The organism is Collinsella ureilytica, assembly GCF_019795105.1.
Taxonomy (GTDB): Bacteria; Actinomycetota; Coriobacteriia; order Coriobacteriales; family Coriobacteriaceae; genus Collinsella; species Collinsella ureilytica.
The window spans coordinates 132,457-151,742 of sequence record NZ_JAIMFO010000008.1 but is presented as its reverse complement, the minus strand read 5'-3'; the positions used below and the strand labels follow the sequence as shown (position 1 = coordinate 151,742).

14 protein-coding genes, 1 pseudogene and 1 CRISPR repeat array are annotated in these 19,286 nt (G+C 48.1%); of the genes and pseudogenes, 14 read left to right on the top strand and 1 reads right to left on the bottom strand.

The window, feature by feature from the left end:
- The first annotated feature begins 175 nt into the window (after positions 1-175).
- From cas9 to csn2, 4 genes and pseudogenes are all read left to right on the top strand, one after another.
- Positions 176-4,309, top strand: coding sequence for a type II CRISPR RNA-guided endonuclease Cas9 (gene cas9, locus K6V98_RS07800; protein WP_222199961.1), 4,134 nt, complete (start codon positions 176-178; stop codon positions 4,307-4,309).
- Positions 4,281-5,174 carry a type II CRISPR-associated endonuclease Cas1 gene (gene cas1, locus K6V98_RS07795; protein WP_306792840.1) on the top strand — a complete coding sequence of 298 codons (894 nt, stop codon included), beginning with the start codon at positions 4,281-4,283 and terminating at the stop codon, positions 5,172-5,174. Before cas9 ends, cas1 begins: the two co-directional genes overlap by 29 nt.
- Entirely contained in the window at positions 5,171-5,506 is a 336-nt protein-coding gene (gene cas2 / locus K6V98_RS07790) for a CRISPR-associated endonuclease Cas2 (protein WP_222199959.1), read from the top strand. The genes cas1 and cas2 overlap by 4 nt, the downstream gene beginning before the upstream one ends.
- Positions 5,503-6,168: pseudogene (gene csn2 / locus K6V98_RS08815) on the top strand (type II-A CRISPR-associated protein Csn2); the annotation flags it as partial. The gene cas2 and the pseudogene csn2, both read left to right, overlap by 4 nt.
- Before the next feature lie 73 nt (positions 6,169-6,241).
- Positions 6,242-8,712: a CRISPR direct-repeat array (repeat unit 36 nt; unit sequence GTTTTGGAGCAGTGTCGTTCTGACTGGTAATGAAAC).
- A gap of 729 nt (positions 8,713-9,441) precedes the next feature.
- Here the strand turns inward: csn2 and K6V98_RS07780 are convergent.
- Positions 9,442-9,582, bottom strand: a complete 141-nt coding sequence (locus K6V98_RS07780) for a hypothetical protein (protein WP_222199958.1) — start codon at positions 9,580-9,582, stop codon at positions 9,442-9,444.
- A 250-nt stretch (positions 9,583-9,832) separates the two neighbouring features.
- On the opposite strand from K6V98_RS07780, the gene K6V98_RS07775 reads away from it, so the two are divergent.
- The 10 genes from K6V98_RS07775 (at position 9,833) to dhaK (ending at position 19,279) form a co-directional block, all read left to right on the top strand.
- The gene (locus K6V98_RS07775) at positions 9,833-10,894 is read left to right on the top strand and encodes an NAD(P)-dependent alcohol dehydrogenase (protein WP_222199957.1); all 1,062 of its coding nucleotides are present in this window, start codon (positions 9,833-9,835) and stop codon (positions 10,892-10,894) included.
- 117 nt (positions 10,895-11,011) lie between these two features.
- Positions 11,012-12,163 carry a CobW family GTP-binding protein gene (locus K6V98_RS07770; RefSeq protein WP_222199956.1) on the top strand — a complete coding sequence of 384 codons (1,152 nt, stop codon included), beginning with the start codon at positions 11,012-11,014 and terminating at the stop codon, positions 12,161-12,163.
- Between the two features lie 520 nt (positions 12,164-12,683).
- Positions 12,684-13,565 (top strand): rhamnulose-1-phosphate aldolase, encoded by an 882-nt coding sequence (rhaD, locus tag K6V98_RS07765; protein WP_222199955.1) that lies wholly within the window; start codon positions 12,684-12,686, stop codon positions 13,563-13,565.
- 115 nt (positions 13,566-13,680) lie between these two features.
- Positions 13,681-14,238, top strand: coding sequence for a PTS sugar transporter subunit IIA (locus K6V98_RS07760; RefSeq protein WP_222199954.1), 558 nt, complete (start codon positions 13,681-13,683; stop codon positions 14,236-14,238).
- A 75-nt stretch (positions 14,239-14,313) separates the two neighbouring features.
- The gene (locus K6V98_RS07755; RefSeq protein ID WP_222199953.1) at positions 14,314-14,607 is read left to right on the top strand and encodes a PTS sugar transporter subunit IIB; all 294 of its coding nucleotides are present in this window, start codon (positions 14,314-14,316) and stop codon (positions 14,605-14,607) included.
- A 34-nt stretch (positions 14,608-14,641) separates the two neighbouring features.
- Positions 14,642-14,887, top strand: coding sequence for a PTS transporter subunit IIC (locus K6V98_RS07750; RefSeq protein ID WP_222199952.1), 246 nt, complete (start codon positions 14,642-14,644; stop codon positions 14,885-14,887).
- A 1-nt stretch (position 14,888) separates the two neighbouring features.
- The gene (locus K6V98_RS07745; protein WP_306792839.1) at positions 14,889-16,046 is read left to right on the top strand and encodes a PTS transporter subunit IIC; all 1,158 of its coding nucleotides are present in this window, start codon (positions 14,889-14,891) and stop codon (positions 16,044-16,046) included.
- Positions 16,043-16,276: a hypothetical protein gene (locus tag K6V98_RS07740; RefSeq protein ID WP_222199950.1), complete on the top strand. Its 234-nt coding sequence runs from the start codon at positions 16,043-16,045 to the stop codon at positions 16,274-16,276. Before K6V98_RS07745 ends, K6V98_RS07740 begins: the two co-directional genes overlap by 4 nt.
- A 46-nt stretch (positions 16,277-16,322) precedes the next feature.
- A complete protein-coding gene (locus K6V98_RS07735) occupies positions 16,323-17,366 on the top strand; it encodes an alcohol dehydrogenase catalytic domain-containing protein (protein WP_306792838.1) in 1,044 nt (347 codons plus the stop codon).
- Positions 17,367-17,485: 119 nt separating this feature from the next.
- Complete coding sequence (dhaK, locus tag K6V98_RS07730) at positions 17,486-19,279, top strand: dihydroxyacetone kinase subunit DhaK (protein ID WP_222199949.1); 1,794 nt, start codon at positions 17,486-17,488, stop codon at positions 19,277-19,279.
- The last annotated feature ends 7 nt before the right edge of the window (positions 19,280-19,286 follow it).

Below are 19,286 nucleotides of genomic sequence, written 5' to 3'. Positions count from 1 at the left end.
CATATCCCACGTGCTCATATATGCATGAATAGCATTGCGTGAAAAGTGAATAGTACGAGAAGCATAGCGTAAAAAATGCTCAATTATTGAATCGTACAGACGCCGTATTTTGACTTGCAGTGTCGTCTCGACTGGTAATCAAGACGTGGTTACTGTATCACATATGGAGGTTATAGTGAAGCTACGCAATATCCAAGGTGATTACAATATCGGCTTAGATTTAGGCACCGGCTCGGTGGGCTGGGCAGTAACGAGCATATATGGAGAGCTGCTCTATTTCAAAAGTAAGCCAACTTGGGGCAGCCGGATATTTCCATCAGCTGCCACCGCAGCTGGTACGCGTTCGAAGCGTGGGCAAAGACGTCGTTATATTCGGAGGCGCTGGCGTCTCGGCTTGCTGCAAGAAATGTTTGAGTCGGAGATTTCTGGAGTCGATCCAAATTTCTTCCTCCGGCTTAACCAAGCACGTCTTCTTAAAGAAGATAGGCAGAAGGATTGTTCGGATTATCACAGCCCGCTCTTCATTACAAAAAAAGATGAAAAGGCGTACTACAGGCGATTTCCAAGCATATATCATCTGCGGGCATATCTTATGTCTACGGAGGAAAAGGCTGATATCCGAGAAATATATTTAGCCCTTCACCATATGGTAAAGTATCGAGGGAACTTCCTGTATCAGGATAACCCTTCTCTCAGAGCCGCTGATACTTCAATGACATCATCAGTTGAATACTTCTGTGATGCTTTGGAAGAGTGGTGTGGTGAGCGCGAGATGAGCTGCCTCTGTTCTGTAGCAGAGATTGTAAAGGCTCTAGAAAATGGAGCTACAAAACGCCGTGCAAAGCAGGAAGCTGTTCAGGGGCTACTGGGACTCGATGCTGCCGATACAAAAACAGTTGGCAAGCAGCTCGCAAATGCCATTGTTGGATTTAAGGCAGACTTTTCAAAGATCTTTAGCGGCGAGACGGACGGTGCGAAGTTTGCTCTTGCGGAAGATGAGCCGATTGAGAAATATCTGGCTGGCCTGAGTGATGAAGATGCCGCTTTGTTTGAGTCTTTGCGACGTGTGTATTCAGCCTTCATCTTATCTGGGATTATCGGATCGGGTGATGGAGCTCCCATTACTTCTGGTGCACTTGAGCACGTAACAGGATCCACGCTCTCATTTTGTAAGGTTCGCGAATATGAGCAGTATAAGGCGGATCTCAAAAACCTTAAGGATCTTGTACACGGCTATGCAAGCGAGAGCTACTCAGGCTTCTTTCGCGGTGCGTATTATGAGGGCACATCAATCTATGACCCTGCAGTTGCACAGGGGTATACCAAGTACAATGCTGCGCATTCCAGTATGCAGTATGCTGCCTTTGCAAAAGAGGTTAAGAACCTGCTGGATGGTACAGGCGCTGAACAGGATGAGCGCTATCAGAAAATGATGGCTGCGTTTGAAGAGGAGCGCTTTCTTCGTCGTTTGCGGACGAGTGATAATGGCAGTATTCCATATCAGTTGCATCTTGAAGAGATGACCGCCATTATTCAAAACCAGGGTCGTCACTATCCGTTTTTATTGGATTGCCAAGATAAGCTTGAGTCACTTATTACGTTCAGGATTCCCTATTATGTAGGCCCTCTCACGCAGCAGAATGCAGCAGTCGACAAGCATGGTGAGCCTCGGTTTGCATGGTCAAATCGTCTGCCTGGAAAAGAGTCAGCGGCGGTGTATCCCTGGAATTGGGAAGAGGTTATTGATAAGACGGGTTCAGCGCATCGTTTTATCCAGCGCCTCACAAGTGATTGTACATATTTGGTTGGACAGCCTGTGCTTCCGAAAAGCTCTCTGCTCTACGAGGAGTTTTGCGTTCTGAATGAGCTAAATGGAGCCCGATGGTCACAAGACGGAGACAAGTGGCATCGATTTAATTACAACGACCGCATGGATATTCTTGAGGAGCTGTTCCGAGAGCGCGCGAGTGTGACTTATACCATGGTTGCCAATTGGATGAGGTCTCGGCGTGGGTTTACTCATGTGCATGTTAAAGGTGGCCAGGGAGAAACAAAGTTCGAATCTTCTCTTAAGTCGTATCGATTCTTTTGTAAAGATGTCTTTTTGGTAGATGAACTGCCCGAGAGCAAGCTTCCTATGATTGAAACAATCATTCTCTGGAGCACAATTTTTGAAGACCGATCAATTCTAAAAGAAGAATTGGAGCGCAAATTCGGTTCCGAACTTACTCCTGAACAAATCAAAAAGATTGTGAAAAAACGCTTAACTGGGTGGGGTAGGCTATCTGAGCGGCTACTCACAGGCGTTAAGGCAGAAACACCTGATGGCAAAAAGTCAATCATGGACATTATGCGCGAGGGTGACCCCAATTCATCTCGTAAAAATCGCACGATGGTCTTTATGGAAATCCTTCATGACGATGCCCTGGAGTTTAAGCAGCGAATTGAGGATGAAAACCATGATTATCTGTCTGAAGCAGGAGAGTTTTCTATCGATGATCTTCCAGGCTCTCCCGCATTGCGGCGCACGGTTAACCAGGCATGCCGAATTATTGACGAAATAATAAGGATCGCTGGTAAACCTCCAGTGCATATCTTTATTGAAACCACTCGTGAAGATACTCCGCTTGATAAGAAAAATCGTACTAAGAAGCGTTATGAGAAGGTATCAGGGGCAATCTCTAGATTTAATGCTGAAAGTAAAACAGAACTTCTTAAAGAACTCCGTGCTTGTAGTTACGCTGATTTGAATGACGAACGCCTTCATCTTTACTTTATTCAGGGTGGAAAGAGCCTGTATTCAAATAAGCCGCTTGATATCAATAAGCTGTATGGCAGTGATTATCAGGTTGACCATATTATTCCTCAAGCCTATATAAAGGATGACAGTATTGAGAATAAGGCTCTTGTTTTGTCGAGCGAGAATCAGGCAAAAACAGATGAATTGCTGCTTCCAAATTCTATGCGGAGGAAGATGGCTCCATACTGGCAGGAGTTACATCGTGCAGGCCTTATTGGCGATAAAAAGTTTAATAATCTAATGCGCTCCACTATGGATGAGCGTAGAATCAAAGGCTTCATTGCAAGGCAGCTTGTAGAGACGAGCCAGATTGTTCAGTTTGTAAGAATGCTTCTTAAAAGCAAATTGCCTGACAGCAAAATCGTTTCTATTAAAGCTGGCATTTCATCTGATATTCGCAAGTACAAGCGCTTTATAAAATGCCGCGAGATTAATGATTATCATCATGCGCATGATGCACTTCTGGCAGCAGCGGTAGGACGATTCGTCATGAATTTCTATCCCGGGATTATTGAGGATCCGATTACGTATGCGCGTGTGGTTAAGAGTTTTGTGCGCAAGCAAGCTCAAGAGCTGAACACCAAGAAGCATGTCCCTGGAGATGCTAGCTTCATTGTCTGGAATTTTACTCAGGAGACAAAGTTTGATGAAAATACTGGCGAGGTGTTCTGGGATGCCGAATTTGAGTGTAAGAGAATTAGGCGTTATCTCAGCTACCGTCAAGTATTTCTGAGTAGGATGCCTGAGGAGAATTCCGGAGAGTTTTGGGATGAGACAATATATTCACCCCGTTCAAAGATGAAATTAGCCCTACCTCTCAAAAGCCAGCTTGACCCAGACAAATATGGTGGATTTACCAGTGAAAAGTTTGCATATTTCTTCTGCTATTACGCCATCAATAAGAAGGGGGAGCGCCTCATTGATTTTGCTCCAGTCCCGGTCTCTAAGTGTGCGGGTGGAGACTTTGATATTGTCGAGTATGCGCAAGCTGTCGCAGGCCAGCGTGGTTTTTCTTTTGATGGTATTGCGCGGTCGAAAATTTCTAAAAAGCAATTGATTGAGGTCAATGGTGCGCGCTTATTTATTACCGGTGCTAAAGAGGCACGTAATGCCAATCAATTTGCATTAGATCAAAGTGAACTGAAGATCGCAGCAAAACTATTTGATGATCGAAAGGTATGTAGTGATGAAGAACTTGATCAGCTCTTTAGTGTGCTTGTAGAGAAGTTTAAGGCGTATGACGTGGAGCACTATAGGATACTTAAACTTGCTGAGAGATCGGTGCAATTTACAGGTCTCGAAATAGCGGGCAAGGAAGAAGTTCTAAAAAACCTTATTCAGCTGTCTGCAGCTACTGTGAATAAAATTGATATTCGTCCGATTGGAGGATCGAAGTATTCTGGTGCTATTCAGCCTGACTATCAGAAATTGCTAACGAGCAAACCAGTTACCTTTATTGATCAATCGGTAACTGGAATGTTTGAAAAAAGGACAAGCATTGGCCTTTAGGACTGTTTTTATAGAGAGCCCTTGCCATCTCTCATATCGAAGTGGCTATCTGGTAGTACGACGGGAGGATACGCTTGCAAAAGTACACCTTTCCGAGATATCCTCCATCGTGCTACAGACCATGCAGGTAAATATCAGTGCATATCTCATGTCTGAATTATCAAAGGGCAAAATATCCCTCATTGTTTCTGATGAGAAACATAATCCCATTGGGCAATTGCTACCAATTTATGGATCTCATAACGTCAGTAAGCGCATCGTGGAACAGCAAGCATGGGGAGAGTCGATTAAAAAGCGAGTCTGGCAGCGTATTGTTCGTGAGAAGATTCGCCAACAAGCAGCATTGCTATCAAGGCGAGAGCTACCCGAGGCTGCCCTGTTACTTTCAGCTATGCGTGAGGTAAGGTCTGGAGATACAACGAATCGGGAAGCGCATGCAGCTCGAATTTACTTTAAGGCTCTTTTTGGATCAGACTTTTCGCGAGACCAAATGAGTCCTGTAAATGCAGCCTTGAATTACGGATACTCAATTCTGCTTTCAACAGTAAATCGAGAGATTGTAAGTAGAGGCTTTCTGACTCAATGCGGCATTTGCCATCGGAGTGAATTTAATCAGTTTAATTTAGCATGTGATTTTATGGAACCCTTTCGCCCGGTTGTTGACCGTCTTGTAGGTGATTGGGTGGGAAATGAATTTGGATCCGACGAGCGTCATTTGCTTGGTGACATGATGAATAACACTATGGAATATCGCGATGGAGAATATAAGCTCGGCTCAGTCATCTCTCGATATATTCAAGATTGCCTTAATGCTTTGAATAAGCAAATTTTGCCAGATGATATTGCAGGATATACAAACCCATGAGCGAAGAACGCCGGATACGATTTATGAGATTGCTTGTTTTGTTTGACTTACCTGTCGGTACAGCGGCGCAGAAAAAACGATATGCAGCGTTCAGAAAGTTTCTCATTAAAGAGGGCTATTTGATGCTTCAGAACTCGGTGTATTCAAAGTTGCTTCTCAATGAGGCGGCGGTTGCTAGTGCATTGACTCGTTTACAGGCTAATCGGCCATCTGAAGGTCTTGTGCAAGCGCTTCGAGTAACTGAGCGTCAGTTTGCCACCATGGTATGCATTGCAGGGAAGGAAGTCGCGCATGATGAGGTTGATACGATGGAAAATTTTCTAGTGTTATGAGACTTGTCTTCTCCGGCTTAAGTCATGCTGCCCTTATCTCAGGTGATCACATAGAGGTGATAGAGGTAGGCAACCGCCACCTCTATACGCGTCTATGTCGTTCCTTATTATCTGAACTGGGAGAAGATGCGATAGAGCCGTTTACTATTTGGGATGACGAAGAACAGGAGCTGCGTCCGGGTGCGGCACTACTTGTGATAAGTGATCCTCTGAACCTGCCATGGGGATGTAGTGATTTAACTGGCCAGTTACACGATCATATTCAAAATCTCCTTATGGAAGATGAAGATAGCCGTATGCGGTTTGAAGCAATGGGACGCGAGCTCCAGAGTCTTATTCTGTGTTTGACACATCAGATTAATGGGTGTTATCAGTTCGATATAGAATGGGACGTGAAGCGTTATCTTAAAGCGTTCGGATGTGCAGTTCAGCATGACCAGAGCGCTACGTACCTTGATAATTTGCATAGATTTTTAGACTTTGCTTATGATATGCGGCTCAAGAAAGCCTTAGTCTTTTTCGGTTTGAAGCTTTATTTAAGTGAAAAAGAACTCCTTGAGTTCTATCATCACGCGCTTTTTCTTAAAATTTCGGTATTACTGATGGAGCCTGAAATTGAACAAGGGTGTGGTATTCAGGAATCTAAAATAGTGATTGACCAGCAACTTCTTGAGTCGCTTAAGTCGAGCCAGACAGAACGTCCATCTTCTTTGCAGGGAAGATTTTGCTCCAATGGTTTTGGAGCAGTGTCGTTCTGACTGGTAATGAAACATGTCGGGGATTTTGCCGTTAAATCGAGCTGTTTTGGAGCAGTGTCGTTCTGACTGGTAATGAAACAAGGCGACGCGCCCTAACAATGACTGCCCGGTTTTGGAGCAGTGTCGTTCTGACTGGTAATGAAACAAGCGCATACGGATGCATCGAGAAAGCGGGTTTTGGAGCAGTGTCGTTCTGACTGGTAATGAAACAATCAATTTCTTTTTTGAGCAAGTCGAACAGTTTTGGAGCAGTGTCGTTCTGACTGGTAATGAAACCCGCCTCAACACCGGACGCGCTGTTTGGCTGTTTTGGAGCAGTGTCGTTCTGACTGGTAATGAAACAAGTTTATACTGGGAGCGGCCGTGAGGTTGGTTTTGGAGCAGTGTCGTTCTGACTGGTAATGAAACCCACGCACGCGCCAGGTATCCCGTTCGGGAGTTTTGGAGCAGTGTCGTTCTGACTGGTAATGAAACATGTCGGGGATTTTGCCGTTAAATCGATCTGTTTTGGAGCAGTGTCGTTCTGACTGGTAATGAAACAACCACCACGAAGGGAGCCCCACCATGTCCGTTTTGGAGCAGTGTCGTTCTGACTGGTAATGAAACTCGGTTGACGGCAAGCTCACGTTTACTTTGTTTTGGAGCAGTGTCGTTCTGACTGGTAATGAAACGCGATCGACAAGCAAGACCGGGTTGTTAAGTTTTGGAGCAGTGTCGTTCTGACTGGTAATGAAACTATGAGCGAGGTCTTTGACTCGCTTGCCTAGTTTTGGAGCAGTGTCGTTCTGACTGGTAATGAAACTCAAAGAGACCCATGTCGCCTCCTCACTGGTTTTGGAGCAGTGTCGTTCTGACTGGTAATGAAACCGCATGTCGGATGTTCAGCCGCTCAATAACGTTTTGGAGCAGTGTCGTTCTGACTGGTAATGAAACTAACAAATCAATCCTGCGTCGAATTGGCAGTTTTGGAGCAGTGTCGTTCTGACTGGTAATGAAACAGAACAATGACTAAGACATCATGAAGGAGGGTTTTGGAGCAGTGTCGTTCTGACTGGTAATGAAACAAACTTTTATCTCATAACCCTCACGCTCGAGGTTTTGGAGCAGTGTCGTTCTGACTGGTAATGAAACAGTTTATACTGGGAGCGGCTGTGAGGTTGGTTTTGGAGCAGTGTCGTTCTGACTGGTAATGAAACGCAAGCGGTACGTTGCCACTTGGCGTTCAAGTTTTGGAGCAGTGTCGTTCTGACTGGTAATGAAACTCGAGTGCGCGCAGCCCTATCACTTTCTGGTTTTGGAGCAGTGTCGTTCTGACTGGTAATGAAACAGCGATAGAGCGCACTTGCCGGGTCAAGCTGTTTTGGAGCAGTGTCGTTCTGACTGGTAATGAAACAATATAGCCTACAGACTGCACTATGCAACCGTTTTGGAGCAGTGTCGTTCTGACTGGTAATGAAACCCCCCTCTACGTAAAAGAATACACCGGCGAGTTTTGGAGCAGTGTCGTTCTGACTGGTAATGAAACACTTGGCTTTTTCCATGCCCAGACACCCCTGTTTTGGAGCAGTGTCGTTCTGACTGGTAATGAAACCCCCTCGACGTTAAAGAGTATACTGGCGAGTTTTGGAGCAGTGTCGTTCTGACTGGTAATGAAACGAATGGGGCTGCAACGATTAACTGGGAAGAGTTTTGGAGCAGTGTCGTTCTGACTGGTAATGAAACTCGCGTGGCGGCAGTGTATATGATCCGGTGTTTTGGAGCAGTGTCGTTCTGACTGGTAATGAAACGCGAGATGCCAAAATCAAAATGGTCAAAGAGTTTTGGAGCAGTGTCGTTCTGACTGGTAATGAAACTTCGCCGTTGCTTTTCTCGCTCTGCTTTTTGGTTTTAGAGCAGTGTCGTTCTGACTGGTAATGAAACCGCGCTTGACCGGAATTGATACCTGAACTCGTTTTGGAGCAGTGTCGTTCTGACTGGTAATGAAACTTTGCGCCACATCCTCGTTGTAGCGAGCGCGTTTTGGAGCAGTGTCGTTCTGACTGGTAATGAAACACACTGTTAAACGGCGCGGCGGATTGGGCGTTTTGGAGCAGTGTCGTTCTGACTGGTAATGAAACAAATGCTACTCTGCTCATTAGTCTCTCCTTGTTTTGGAGCAGTGTCGTTCTGACTGGTAATGAAACGCGGCAACCTGGGATGCTAAAAACCGCTGGATTTTGGAGCAGTGTCGTTCTGACTGGTAATGAAACCCAAATGAAAACAACTTCACTTAAGCTCTTGTTTTGGAGCAGTGTCGTTCTGACTGGTAATGAAACGTTAGGAGAAACAAATATGCACACAGATAAGTTTTGGAGCAGTGTCGTTCTGACTGGTAATGAAACGAGACCTAGGAAGGCTTGTGAGTGCATATAGGTTTTGGAGCAGTGTCGTTCTGACTGGTAATGAAGCTCCAGTAAAAGTGGGCTACTTATTCTGAAACAGAAATAAGTAGCCCAAGAGTCAAAACCTAGAAGCCGTCTGCACCTAAGTTTATGCTTGGAGCGACCGTGAGGTAGCATCTCTTAGCCGTCCGGTTCACAGCTTATCACATCAGTGTCGTTCTGACTGATAATAGAGCTGATGCTTCGAGCGCATATACTTCAGCTTCTGTGCTTTAACCAAGATTGCGCGAACATCTGGTTGTCTCCACGTGCTCTGACCGCCGCAGCAGAGCGATCCGCTCAAACAGACAGCTTTCTATGTCTTTGCTACGCATGGTTCAAGCCGCTCAACGAGGATGCCCTCAAGCTCCCCAAGCAGCAAGCAAGCGTAGCGCATGTAGTCTCACGATGAGCGGGGCTCATGACATACTGCTACAGCTTGATATCGGAAAATCTATAACGAGACTATCGGAAAATCTATTACAGAGCTTCTCAAATTTGTGAAGGGGCTCGATTATGCCAGGTCAAGATCTTGTACTGCAGGAATATGTGCCACATATAGTTGATGTTCAGGTCGAGCGGTATCTTGCAGTTTTGGTGCGGTGGAGGCCGCTGGAACCAAATGGCGTGACAAAACATGGGTAGCGCTCAGGCATGGATCTTCGGTCAAGGCTTAACTGAGCGCTGCTCACGCAAGCAAAATCGATGATTGGCAGCTGAGTCCAAACAGGAACGCGATGATCCGTGAGCGCTTGGGCTACTTGTTGTAAAAAAAGATACCAACAAGGTTGGCAGCCATGAGGCCAGCAAAGCCAGTGATACCCGTAACGATCTCTGCAAACATAGCGCGCCCCTTCCTGTTCAATACCAGCTCTAACGCATCAGACCACGCGGACATGGCTTGTGCCAGCAATCACCAGCAGCATTCGTCTTTACCCCAGCCTTACATCGCCACCACCCCAGCATCACAGATTGTGCCTGTCCCTGACAGATACCAACCGTTCGCCGGTCGGCAACGAGAAATCTGCTTGTTCCTGTAATGCTTGGACAAAATGGGGAAAGCCCTCGCAACGAGGTCTATCCATAAGGGTGCTGAGGCACCACCGAGCCGAGGTGTGCGGATCACCACGGGGAGAAGAGAAGAGCTTATGAAGGGTTACGCAATGCTCAAAATTGGGGAATCCGGATGGATTGAGAAGGATACCCCCACCTGCGGTCCGGCAGATGCCATTGTGCGCCCGCTTGCCGTAGCAATTTGCACTTCTGACGTCCACACTCTCTGGGAGGGTGCAATTGGCGAGCGCCACAATATGATTCTTGGCCATGAGGGCTGCGGTGTTGTTGTTGAGGTGGGCGAGCTTGTTCGCGACTTCAAGCCGGGCGATCGTGTGCTCGTACCTGCCATTACTCCTGACTGGAACTCGCTTGAGGCGCAGGCTGGCTACTCCATGCACTCTGGCGGTATGCTTGCTGGCTGGAAGTTCTCCAACTTTAAAGACGGCGTATTCTCAGAGTTCTTCCACGTCAATGATGCCGATGGAAACCTTGCTCATATGCCCGATAGTATCAATCCGGTAGATGCGTGCATGCTTTCAGACATGGTTCCCACGGGCTTTCATGGTGTTGAACTCGCAGATGTACAGTTTGGCGACACGGTGCTGGTCATTGGTATCGGTCCGGTTGGCCTTATGAGCGTGGCTGGTGCGTCCTTGCGCGGTGCCTCGCGCATCATCGCGGTGGGCACTCGTCCGAAGTGCGTTGAGGCTGCGCGCGGCTATGGTGCAACTGAGTTCATTTCTTATAAAGATGGCTCCATTGCTGAGCAAGTGCTTGCAATGACCGATGGCAAGGGCGTGGATCGCGTAATTGTTGCCGGTGGCGGCTGTGAGACCTTTGAGGAGGCCGTAAAGGCACTCAAGCCCGGCGGAAAGATCGGAAACGTCAACTATCTGGGCGATGGTGAGTTCATTACGATTCCACGCGTTGAGTGGGGCGTTGGCATGGGTCACAAAGACATTCGCGGTGGCCTGATGCCGGGCGGTCGTCTGCGCATGGAGAAGCTCGGTGCCCTGGTAGCTTCTGGGCGTTTGGACGTCTCTCCGCTTTCTACCCATGTCTTCCATGGTTGGGAGCACTTGGAGGAGGCACTCTTCTTGATGCGCGATAAGCCGGCTGAGCTGATCAAGCCAGTTGTTGTGATTGACGAGTAGGACGGTCGCGTAACGAGCGTGTTTGCTGGCTCGTAAGCTTGGCTTGGTAAAGCCGTGAGGCATGCTACGCTGCGGGCGGGGTTTTGCTCCGCCCGCAGTTTGTTGTAGAGGAGATATATGCGCATCTTAGTGGTGTCGGGCTTTTTGGGCGCAGGGAAGACAACGTTCATTCAAGAGCTCGCGCGCAGAAGTGGCCAGGATTTCGTGGTCTATGAAAACGAATATGGCCAGGCAGACATTGATGCGCAGGTGCTTGCTCAAACCGAAGAGCTTTCGGTTTGGGAGAGCGCCGAGAACTGTATTTGTTGCACAGGCAAGCAGGATTTCGCCACCTCAGTACTGACTATTTCTAATACACTCGATCCAGCGTATTTGGTGGTAGAGCCAACGGGTGTCGCTCGGCTTTCAAGCGTGCTTGAGAATGTGCGCCAGGTTAGCTATGAGCGGATTTCTCTTTTAGAACCCTTAGCGATTGTGGATGCTACTGCCTGGGTCCGTCAGCGCGAACGCTTTGCCGATATCTATCTTGATCAGGTAAAAACAGCATCGGTGGTAGTGGTTTCAAAATCGCAGCTTGCTGGAGTTGGCGAGCTTGAAGAGCTTGTTGCGTGGATACAAGATGTTCATCCGAAAGCTCAGATTGAGGCACGCCCGTGGTCAGAGCTTCCCGATGCATGGTTTTCTGAGCTGCTTGAGCATGCTTTAGATGGATCTACGCCTGCTCTTCCTGGGGCATCGTCAGCAGCTGATGATGAGTTTGAAAGCCTGTCGCTTGCAGGAATTGAGCTGCCAACAGAAACTCATCTAATTTGGTTGTTAGACGCTCTGGCTGCTGGCGTGTTTGGCGAGATTGTGCGTGCGAAGGGGCATCTTCGCTGTGGCGCGCAGTGGTTGCGGTTCGACATGGTAGATCGCATGTGGTCTATTACGGGTGCGGATCCTGCTGAGTGTGCCGAGCCGGATGAGGAGCCTCAGGGCTTAGGGGTATTTATTGGCCCTTCTATTCATCGCCCATGGCTGCGTGAGGCGTTTTTACCCCTGATTCGTGAAGCAATTGCTGCTGGGAATGTTCGTGCTGCCTTGAATGAGGAAAGCGATATTCAAAAGAGCGGTAGTCACGGCCACGAGTGTGGGGATGAGTGCGGGGGAGAGCATAGCCACGAGTGCGGGGATGAGCACTGCCACGACCACGAATGCGATGACGAATGCGGCTACGACCACGAATGCGATGGCGAATGCGAGCACAGTATCGATTCAATCCATGATTGAGATGGCGTGTTATCGCGCCGTATGCCCTGGCAAGCGTACATTGATGCGTCATAAAACGCATTTTTGCCCGGGGTTGGCGTCAAAAGCGTGTCTACAAGCGCAAAAATGTACTAAAACAAACCCCCTATTAATGTAGTTGGGAATAAAACCGAATACAATCGTTCCTGAAATCCGCTTTACGTTTGTGAGGCTGCAAATACCAATTTCGTATAGTTGTATAGCTGAGATTCTCAATCGTGCACAGCCGCATAAGCTCTTGCCGAACACTATGGGTTGCAGAGGGCATCTCATTTGCTTGAATCACGATACAACTCAGAGTCCCATCAAGCTGTATAAGTCGACAACCGTTCATCTCGTAAAACCTACCACTCGCTTGGTTCAATCTAGTTTAATCTAGCTTTACTTTCATTTATCAGTTAAAAACTAGATAAAGATAGATTAAAGAAGATAAAAGTAGATACTTCAAGTAAGTAAGATTGGGTGATTTTGCACCATATGAAGGAGAAGGGGAGCGCCCTACATGGCTTGGTGCATGAGGAGCCTGTATGGACAGAAAACAGGTGAGGTTGTGGGGGAACGTATGAGTGCGAGTGAGCAAATCGATCGAAAAATTGAAGAGAGTAAGTTATTAAAGAAAGCAGTTTTTTCTTGTCACTATTTTTGGCAAGCAGGATGGGGAGAGTTTCATGCAGGGAATCTAAGCTACCTCCTCTCCGCAGAAGAGATGAACCAGTTATCAGGCTTCTTTCGCGCTGATCCAGTGCATGTTCCGGCAACCTTTGATACCTGTGGACTCGAGGGTAGAGCATTTCTACTTACACGATCAGGAGGGCAGTTCCGTACGCTTCCTGAACGCGTTGAGCAAGATATGGGAATCATCCGCGTTCAAGATGGCGCGTATGAGATATTGTGGGGCTTTGAAAATGGCACCGGTCGCCCTACGAGTGAGCTGCCCGCCCACTTGCTTTGCCATGCATCTCGCCTTGCCACGAATAGTCAAAACCGTATTGTCATGCATTGCCATCCAACGTACCTCAATGCAATGTCAACTATTGCTGACTTGGATGAGCATGCATTTACCAAAACACTCTGGTCACTTAATTCTGAGTGCGTACTGGTTTTTCCAGATGGCATTGGAGTGATGCCATGGATGGTGTGCGGAGAAGGTCCAATTGGCCCTGCAACTGCAAAAAAGATGAGCCGTTATCGAGTTGTAGTTTGGCCGTATCACGGTATTTTTGCTGCTGGTTCATCGTTTGATGAGGTCATTGGCCTAATAGAGACAATTGAGAAGAATGCCCGTGTGTATGTATCAGTAGGAGGAAAGCCAAAGCAAGCAATTACGAGTGAGCAGATTGCGGAGCTTGCAGCGCATTTTGGGCTTGATGCTGATATCTCGTAATCCTTTTCATCTTTGCGGTCTTAAGAGCTACAGCGTTCCTCAAATCCGTAGGAAATGGTAGTGCACGTGGGATTTGCTTTTGAACTATCGACCGCATATGTGAGAGGCAGACAGGATGACTGAAGAAGAGATTGCAGGAAAAATGGACGTGCAAGATGAGGTTCTGGAAAAACCAATCGAGCGAGGAGAGGTCGCGCAAGAGGAGGTCGCCATAGAGGATCTGCTGCACACAGAGCTCATGCTTTTTGACGTGGTCGTAGATTCAAAGGAAGAACTCATACGTGTTTTAGCAAACCGAGCTGAGCAGGCAGGTTTTGTTGAGCCGGGTTATGCAGAAGACGTCATTGAGCGGGAGCGTCAATTTCCGACAGGCTTACCTACGGTGGGGCTGAAGGTAGCAGTTCCACATGCGATGACTCAGGAGCATGTGAACAAGCCTGCAATTGTTACGGCGCGCTTGGCACAACCAGTTCTATTCAAAGAAATGGGAGCTGGCGTGGCTGATGTGCCTGTTGAGCTTGTTTTTATGCTTGTTGCAAAAGGTGATAAGCAGCATCTCGCTGTTTTGCAAAAACTTATTTCACTGCTCTCTGATCCAGAAGCGCTCCGTGTGCTCGGAACGCTTACAGAACCGGATGAGCTCATGCGTGAACTTACAGATCGACTTACGTGATGGTGCGATTCTAGTCGCCAGCAAGAGTTGCTGGCGCATAAAACAAGGCCTGCGCGGTCGGAAAGGTGAGGTTATATGAAAACGATCATCGTGGCGTGCGGAGGGGGCATTGCAACATCGGCAACGGTAGCAACGAAGATCAATGATCGGCTTGAGGATCGTGGCTTGGCATCTCAGGCGAAAGTAGAGGCAATCGATATTAAATCTCTGGATACCTATATCAACAACGCAGATCTGTATGTATCGATCACACCCACGCCTGGCTCAGCGGAAGAGTATTCAATACCGGTTGTTTCTGGCATGCCATTTCTCATTGGGGTGGGTGTCGATGAAGCGATAGATGAAATTGTTCGCCTGCTTAATTTATAGCTCGAAACCCTTGTGGGGATGGGAGGGGGTATAGATGGAAGCTCTTGCAGCATTTTTCCAAGGTTTAATTGATATGGGTGCTGGCGTATTTTTGCCAATCGTGCTCTTCATTATTGGCGTAATCGTTGGTCTCAAGCCGGGTAAGTCTGCCTCATCAGGCCTGATGCTTGGCGTGGCGCTTGTTGGCATCAATATGGTTATTGGCTTTATGAGTAGTACGGTTGGTGTTGCTGCTCAAGCCTTTGTTGAAAATACCGGCCTGCAGCTTCACTGCCCTTGATATGGGCTGGGCACCGAGTCTTGGTCTGTGCTGGTCTTGGAAGTACGCATTCTTAATGTTCCCGGTGCAGATCGGCATCAACGTAATCATGCTTTTGCTTGGTTGGACAAAGACGCTGAATGTAGATATGTGGAATGTTGGAAATCAGATCTTTACAGCGTTTTTGGTAAGCACCGTTACTGGGAATGCCATTATTGGATTTGCGGTAGCCGTTGTGCAAATCATTGCTGAGCTCAAAAACTCTGACCACATTAAGAATCAGATTACTGAACTTACGGGTGTCCCGGGTATTGGCATGCCTCATCCGATGTTTCTTTCAAACATCATCTTTTATCCAATTGCCCAGCTCCTTGATAAGATTCTCCCAGAATCAGGCAAAATTGATGCTGCTGCTCTAAAAAAGAAAATTGGCATCTTTGGCGAAAACCATATCCTCGGTTTCATTATCGGCTTCATTATTGGCTTGATGGGCGGCCAGGGTATGGGTGCACTTATGACGGGTGTGCAAGCGGGATGTGCACTCACGCTGTTCCCAATGGTTTCTAAGCTGTTCATGACTGCTCTGACGCCAATTTCTGATGCGGCAAACTCTTTTATTAAGAAGCGATTCCCCGGACGCGAAATGGTTATTGGTCTTGATTGGCCTATTCTTGCGGGTAATCCGGAGATTTGGGTTTCAATCATCCTTACCATTCCCGTTGCTTTGCTAGTATCCATTGTTTTACCTGGTAACTTCGTGCTTCCCTTTGGCAATCTCATGAATGTATGTGTATGTGCAGCAGCATTTGTAGGCTGCAAGGGTGATATGCGCAAAATGCTCATTATCAGCTACATTATGGTGCCGATCCTTTGCTGGTCTGCTACGGACTTTGCTCCAATGTTGAATGATCTTGCTGTTCAAACCGGTGGTGCCGTGCCTGATGGGCAGATGCTGGCATGGTGGGGAATGGATATTGCAGAAATTCGCTGGGCTGTTGTTGAGGCAATGCGAATTAATCCAGTGGCAATTGCTGCATGCATCGGAATTGTGGCGCTTGCGATCTTTTACTACTTCCCAGCTCAACGTCGCGAAGAGCATGCTGCAGCAGTTCGCATGGGATGGATTAAAGAAAATAGTGATCTCGATCAAACTCAGCTGAATGCAAAGAGTGCCTCATGAGTATGAAAGCTGAAGGATTGAGAGTTGTATGTTGGCATGTAGGTGTGCTTGTAGCTGCGCTCATGCTAGTAATGGCGGTCGTATTGGGACAGTGGATTCCGACGCTGCTCACAGCAGGCTTGATTTTTGTGCTCAAACGTACGTCTGCAAAGATTCCACTTCCTCGGGTCTATCGAGAGCTGGGATTGACAGAGGACGTGTTCATGGGAAATAGCAGGTCGACTCAATAGTGAGCAACAGCTCATGCGCAGTACGCAAAAATGAAAGGATTTTAAGATGAGCACCATGAAGGCAGTTCGGTTTTATGCGCCTGGCGATATTAGGGTGGAAGAGGTTCCTATACCGGTTCCCGGTCCTGGTGATGTTGTAGTAAAAAACAAGGTAACGTTGACGTGCGGAACAGATGTAAAAACGTATAAGCGCGGATATCGCTATGAACCGCCTTTTGGATTTGGACATGAGGCTGCGGGCGTGGTTGCTGCAGTGGGCGAGGGTGTTGAAGACTTTAAGGTGGGGGATCGTGTAGTGGCACACAATTCAGCACCTTGTGGTCACTGCTACTATTGCAAGCGTGGCGAAGAGTCCATGTGCGTCGATTTAATTCAGAATCAGTTTGAACATGGAGCTTATTCAGAATATCAACTCATTCCTGCGCCAATTGTAAAGATGAACATGTTTCACCTGCCGGATTCAATGAGCTATAAGCAGGCTGCTTTGCTAGAACCCATGGCATGTTCAGTTTACGGAACCGCAAATTGTCCCATTGAGATTGGCGATTATGTCGTCGTTAATGGATGCGGCCCTATTGGACTTGGCTTTGTTCGTATGTGCGTGTTGCGCGGGGCGCATGTCATTGCATGCGATGTATCACAAGCTCGTCTTGATACTGCAATGAAGCTTGGTGCTGTTGATGCAGTTAAGGCTGATGAAGTAGAGGATCAAGCGCAGGCAGTGAAGGATCTAACAGAAGACAAGCGCGGAGTGGATGTTGCAATAGAGGCGACAGGTGTGCCATCGGTTTGGGAGAGCTCCATGCACATGGTTCGTCCGGGTGGCTTTGTGTTGCTATTTGGCGGCCTGAAGAAGGGCGCTGAGGTTCAGCTGGATACAAATCTCATGCATTATAGCCAGCTCACGGTTAAAGGTGTGTTCCATACAACCCCTATGTATGTTCATAGTACATTTGAGATGATCAAAATGGGTCAGTTCCCAGAGGAGATCTTTGTTCAACATGAGTACTCGATTGACGAGACAGAGCAGGCTATTTTGGAGCATGCGTCAGGGGCTGTGATTAAAAACGCCATTGTGTATCAAGACTAAGCACGCGCTCACATATGTAAGGTAGGCCGCTTGTGGCCTGCGGATGGCCTCGGAGGGGTAGGATGAGTACCAGAACGAGGCTATCCGCATATGTGGTGGCAGTGAAAAGGAGGAGCCGCATGAAGAAGTTCATAAACGATCCGTCTCATGTGGAGCGCGATGTTGTAGATGGCTATGTAAAGTCGTATCCCGAGCTGATTCAAAAAGCTGCTGATGACATTGTGGTGAGAGCTCAACCGGCGACTGGCAAAGTGGTGCTCGTATCTGGTGGAGGCATGGGTCATGAGCCTGCGCATCTGGGCTTTGTGGGCACTGGCATGTTAGATGCGGCTGTTGGCGGTGCGGTTTTTACTTCACCTGCCGAGGATCGAATAGAGGCAGGTATTCGCGCGGTGGCAAAAGCTTCCACGGGCGTGTTATTGATCGTGAAAAACTATACGGGCGATGTCTTGAACTTTAAGATGGCGGCTGATGCCTTAAAAGACGAGGGAATTGATATCGCAACGGTTGTTGTGGATGACGACGTAGCCGTGCGGGATTCTACCTTCACGGTTGGTCGGCGAGGCGTTGCAGGAACCATTTTTGTGCACAAATGTGCGGGCGCTGCTGCAGAGGCAGGCGCTGATTTGGCAGAGGTGGAGCGCATTGCGAAAAAGGTAATCTCGCGAGTAAGAACCATGGGCGTGGCGATCGAGCCCTGTGTTGTTCCGGCAGCGGGAGAGGCTGGCTTCACGCTTGCTCAAGGTGAGATGGAGATGGGCGTTGGTATCCATGGTGAGCCAGGAGTTCGTCGTGCTCAGATGCGCCCGGCAAATAAGATGGTCGATGAGCTTTTGGATACGATTCTCTCAGACAGGGATTCTGAAGTGCACGAGGTTGCTCTGCTGGTAAACGGTGCTGGCGGAACGCCTCCGTACGAGCTCGCAATTGTTTCTAACCACGCTCATGATGTGCTCGCCAAGCGCGGAATTCGAGTACGCCGCACCTTTATGGGTCCTTATATGACCTCGCTTGAAATGCGCGGATTTTCCCTTTCTGTGCTTGCGCTTGACGATGAGCTCTTGGGCTTACTTGATGCTCCGGCAGCTGCCCCTGCTTGGTTTACGGCCGGTACTGCGGTTACGGCGGGTGTCGGAACAACGGGTAGCGGTGAGACTCAAACACAAGCATCCAACAGGTGCGCGTGTGCTGGCACGGCTCAAATGCCTAGTGCAGAGACACAGAAGATCGATAGCTCAGAGGCGCAACATACGCTGCTTTCAGAAGGAGAGCAGACATCTGCTACAGAAGATGCTGATCGAGCATTGGCCATGCGATCGCTATGCAGCATTGCAGCAATTCTTTCTGAGCACCGAGATGAGCTCACCAAGCTCGATATGCCTATTGGTGACTCAGACCACGGGATCAATATGGATCGCGGTTTTAAGGCAGTGGTTGACCTGCTACCAAGTTTAGAGGACGCTTCTGCGTCAGAGATTTTAAAGCGCGCAGCTCGGGCGGTTATCTCACATGTCGGAGGTTCTTCAGGACCGCTCTATGGTGTCGTGCTCAGAAAGCTTTCCGCAGCAGTGCGGCGTGAAGGAGCCTTGAGCATTCAGAGCTTAGCTGATGGTCTCGAAGCGGGTTTAGCAGGAATTGAAGAGCTTGCCGGAGGATCTCCCGGAGATAAAACCATGATTGATGCCATGGTTCCGGCAATTGAGTCGCTCAAGCAAAGTCTTGCCAGCGGAATTGATGCTCAAGAAGCATTGCAACTTGCTGCAGATGCTGCAGATGGGGGAGCAGAGGCCACCATCCCGCTTATTGCGCGCAAGGGGCGGGCAAGTTATTTGGGTGAGCGCTCAGTTGGTCACAAAGATCCAGGCGCTGCATCATTTGCGCTCTGCATGGCAGCGCTCGCACATTCGGCTTAACGAGAGT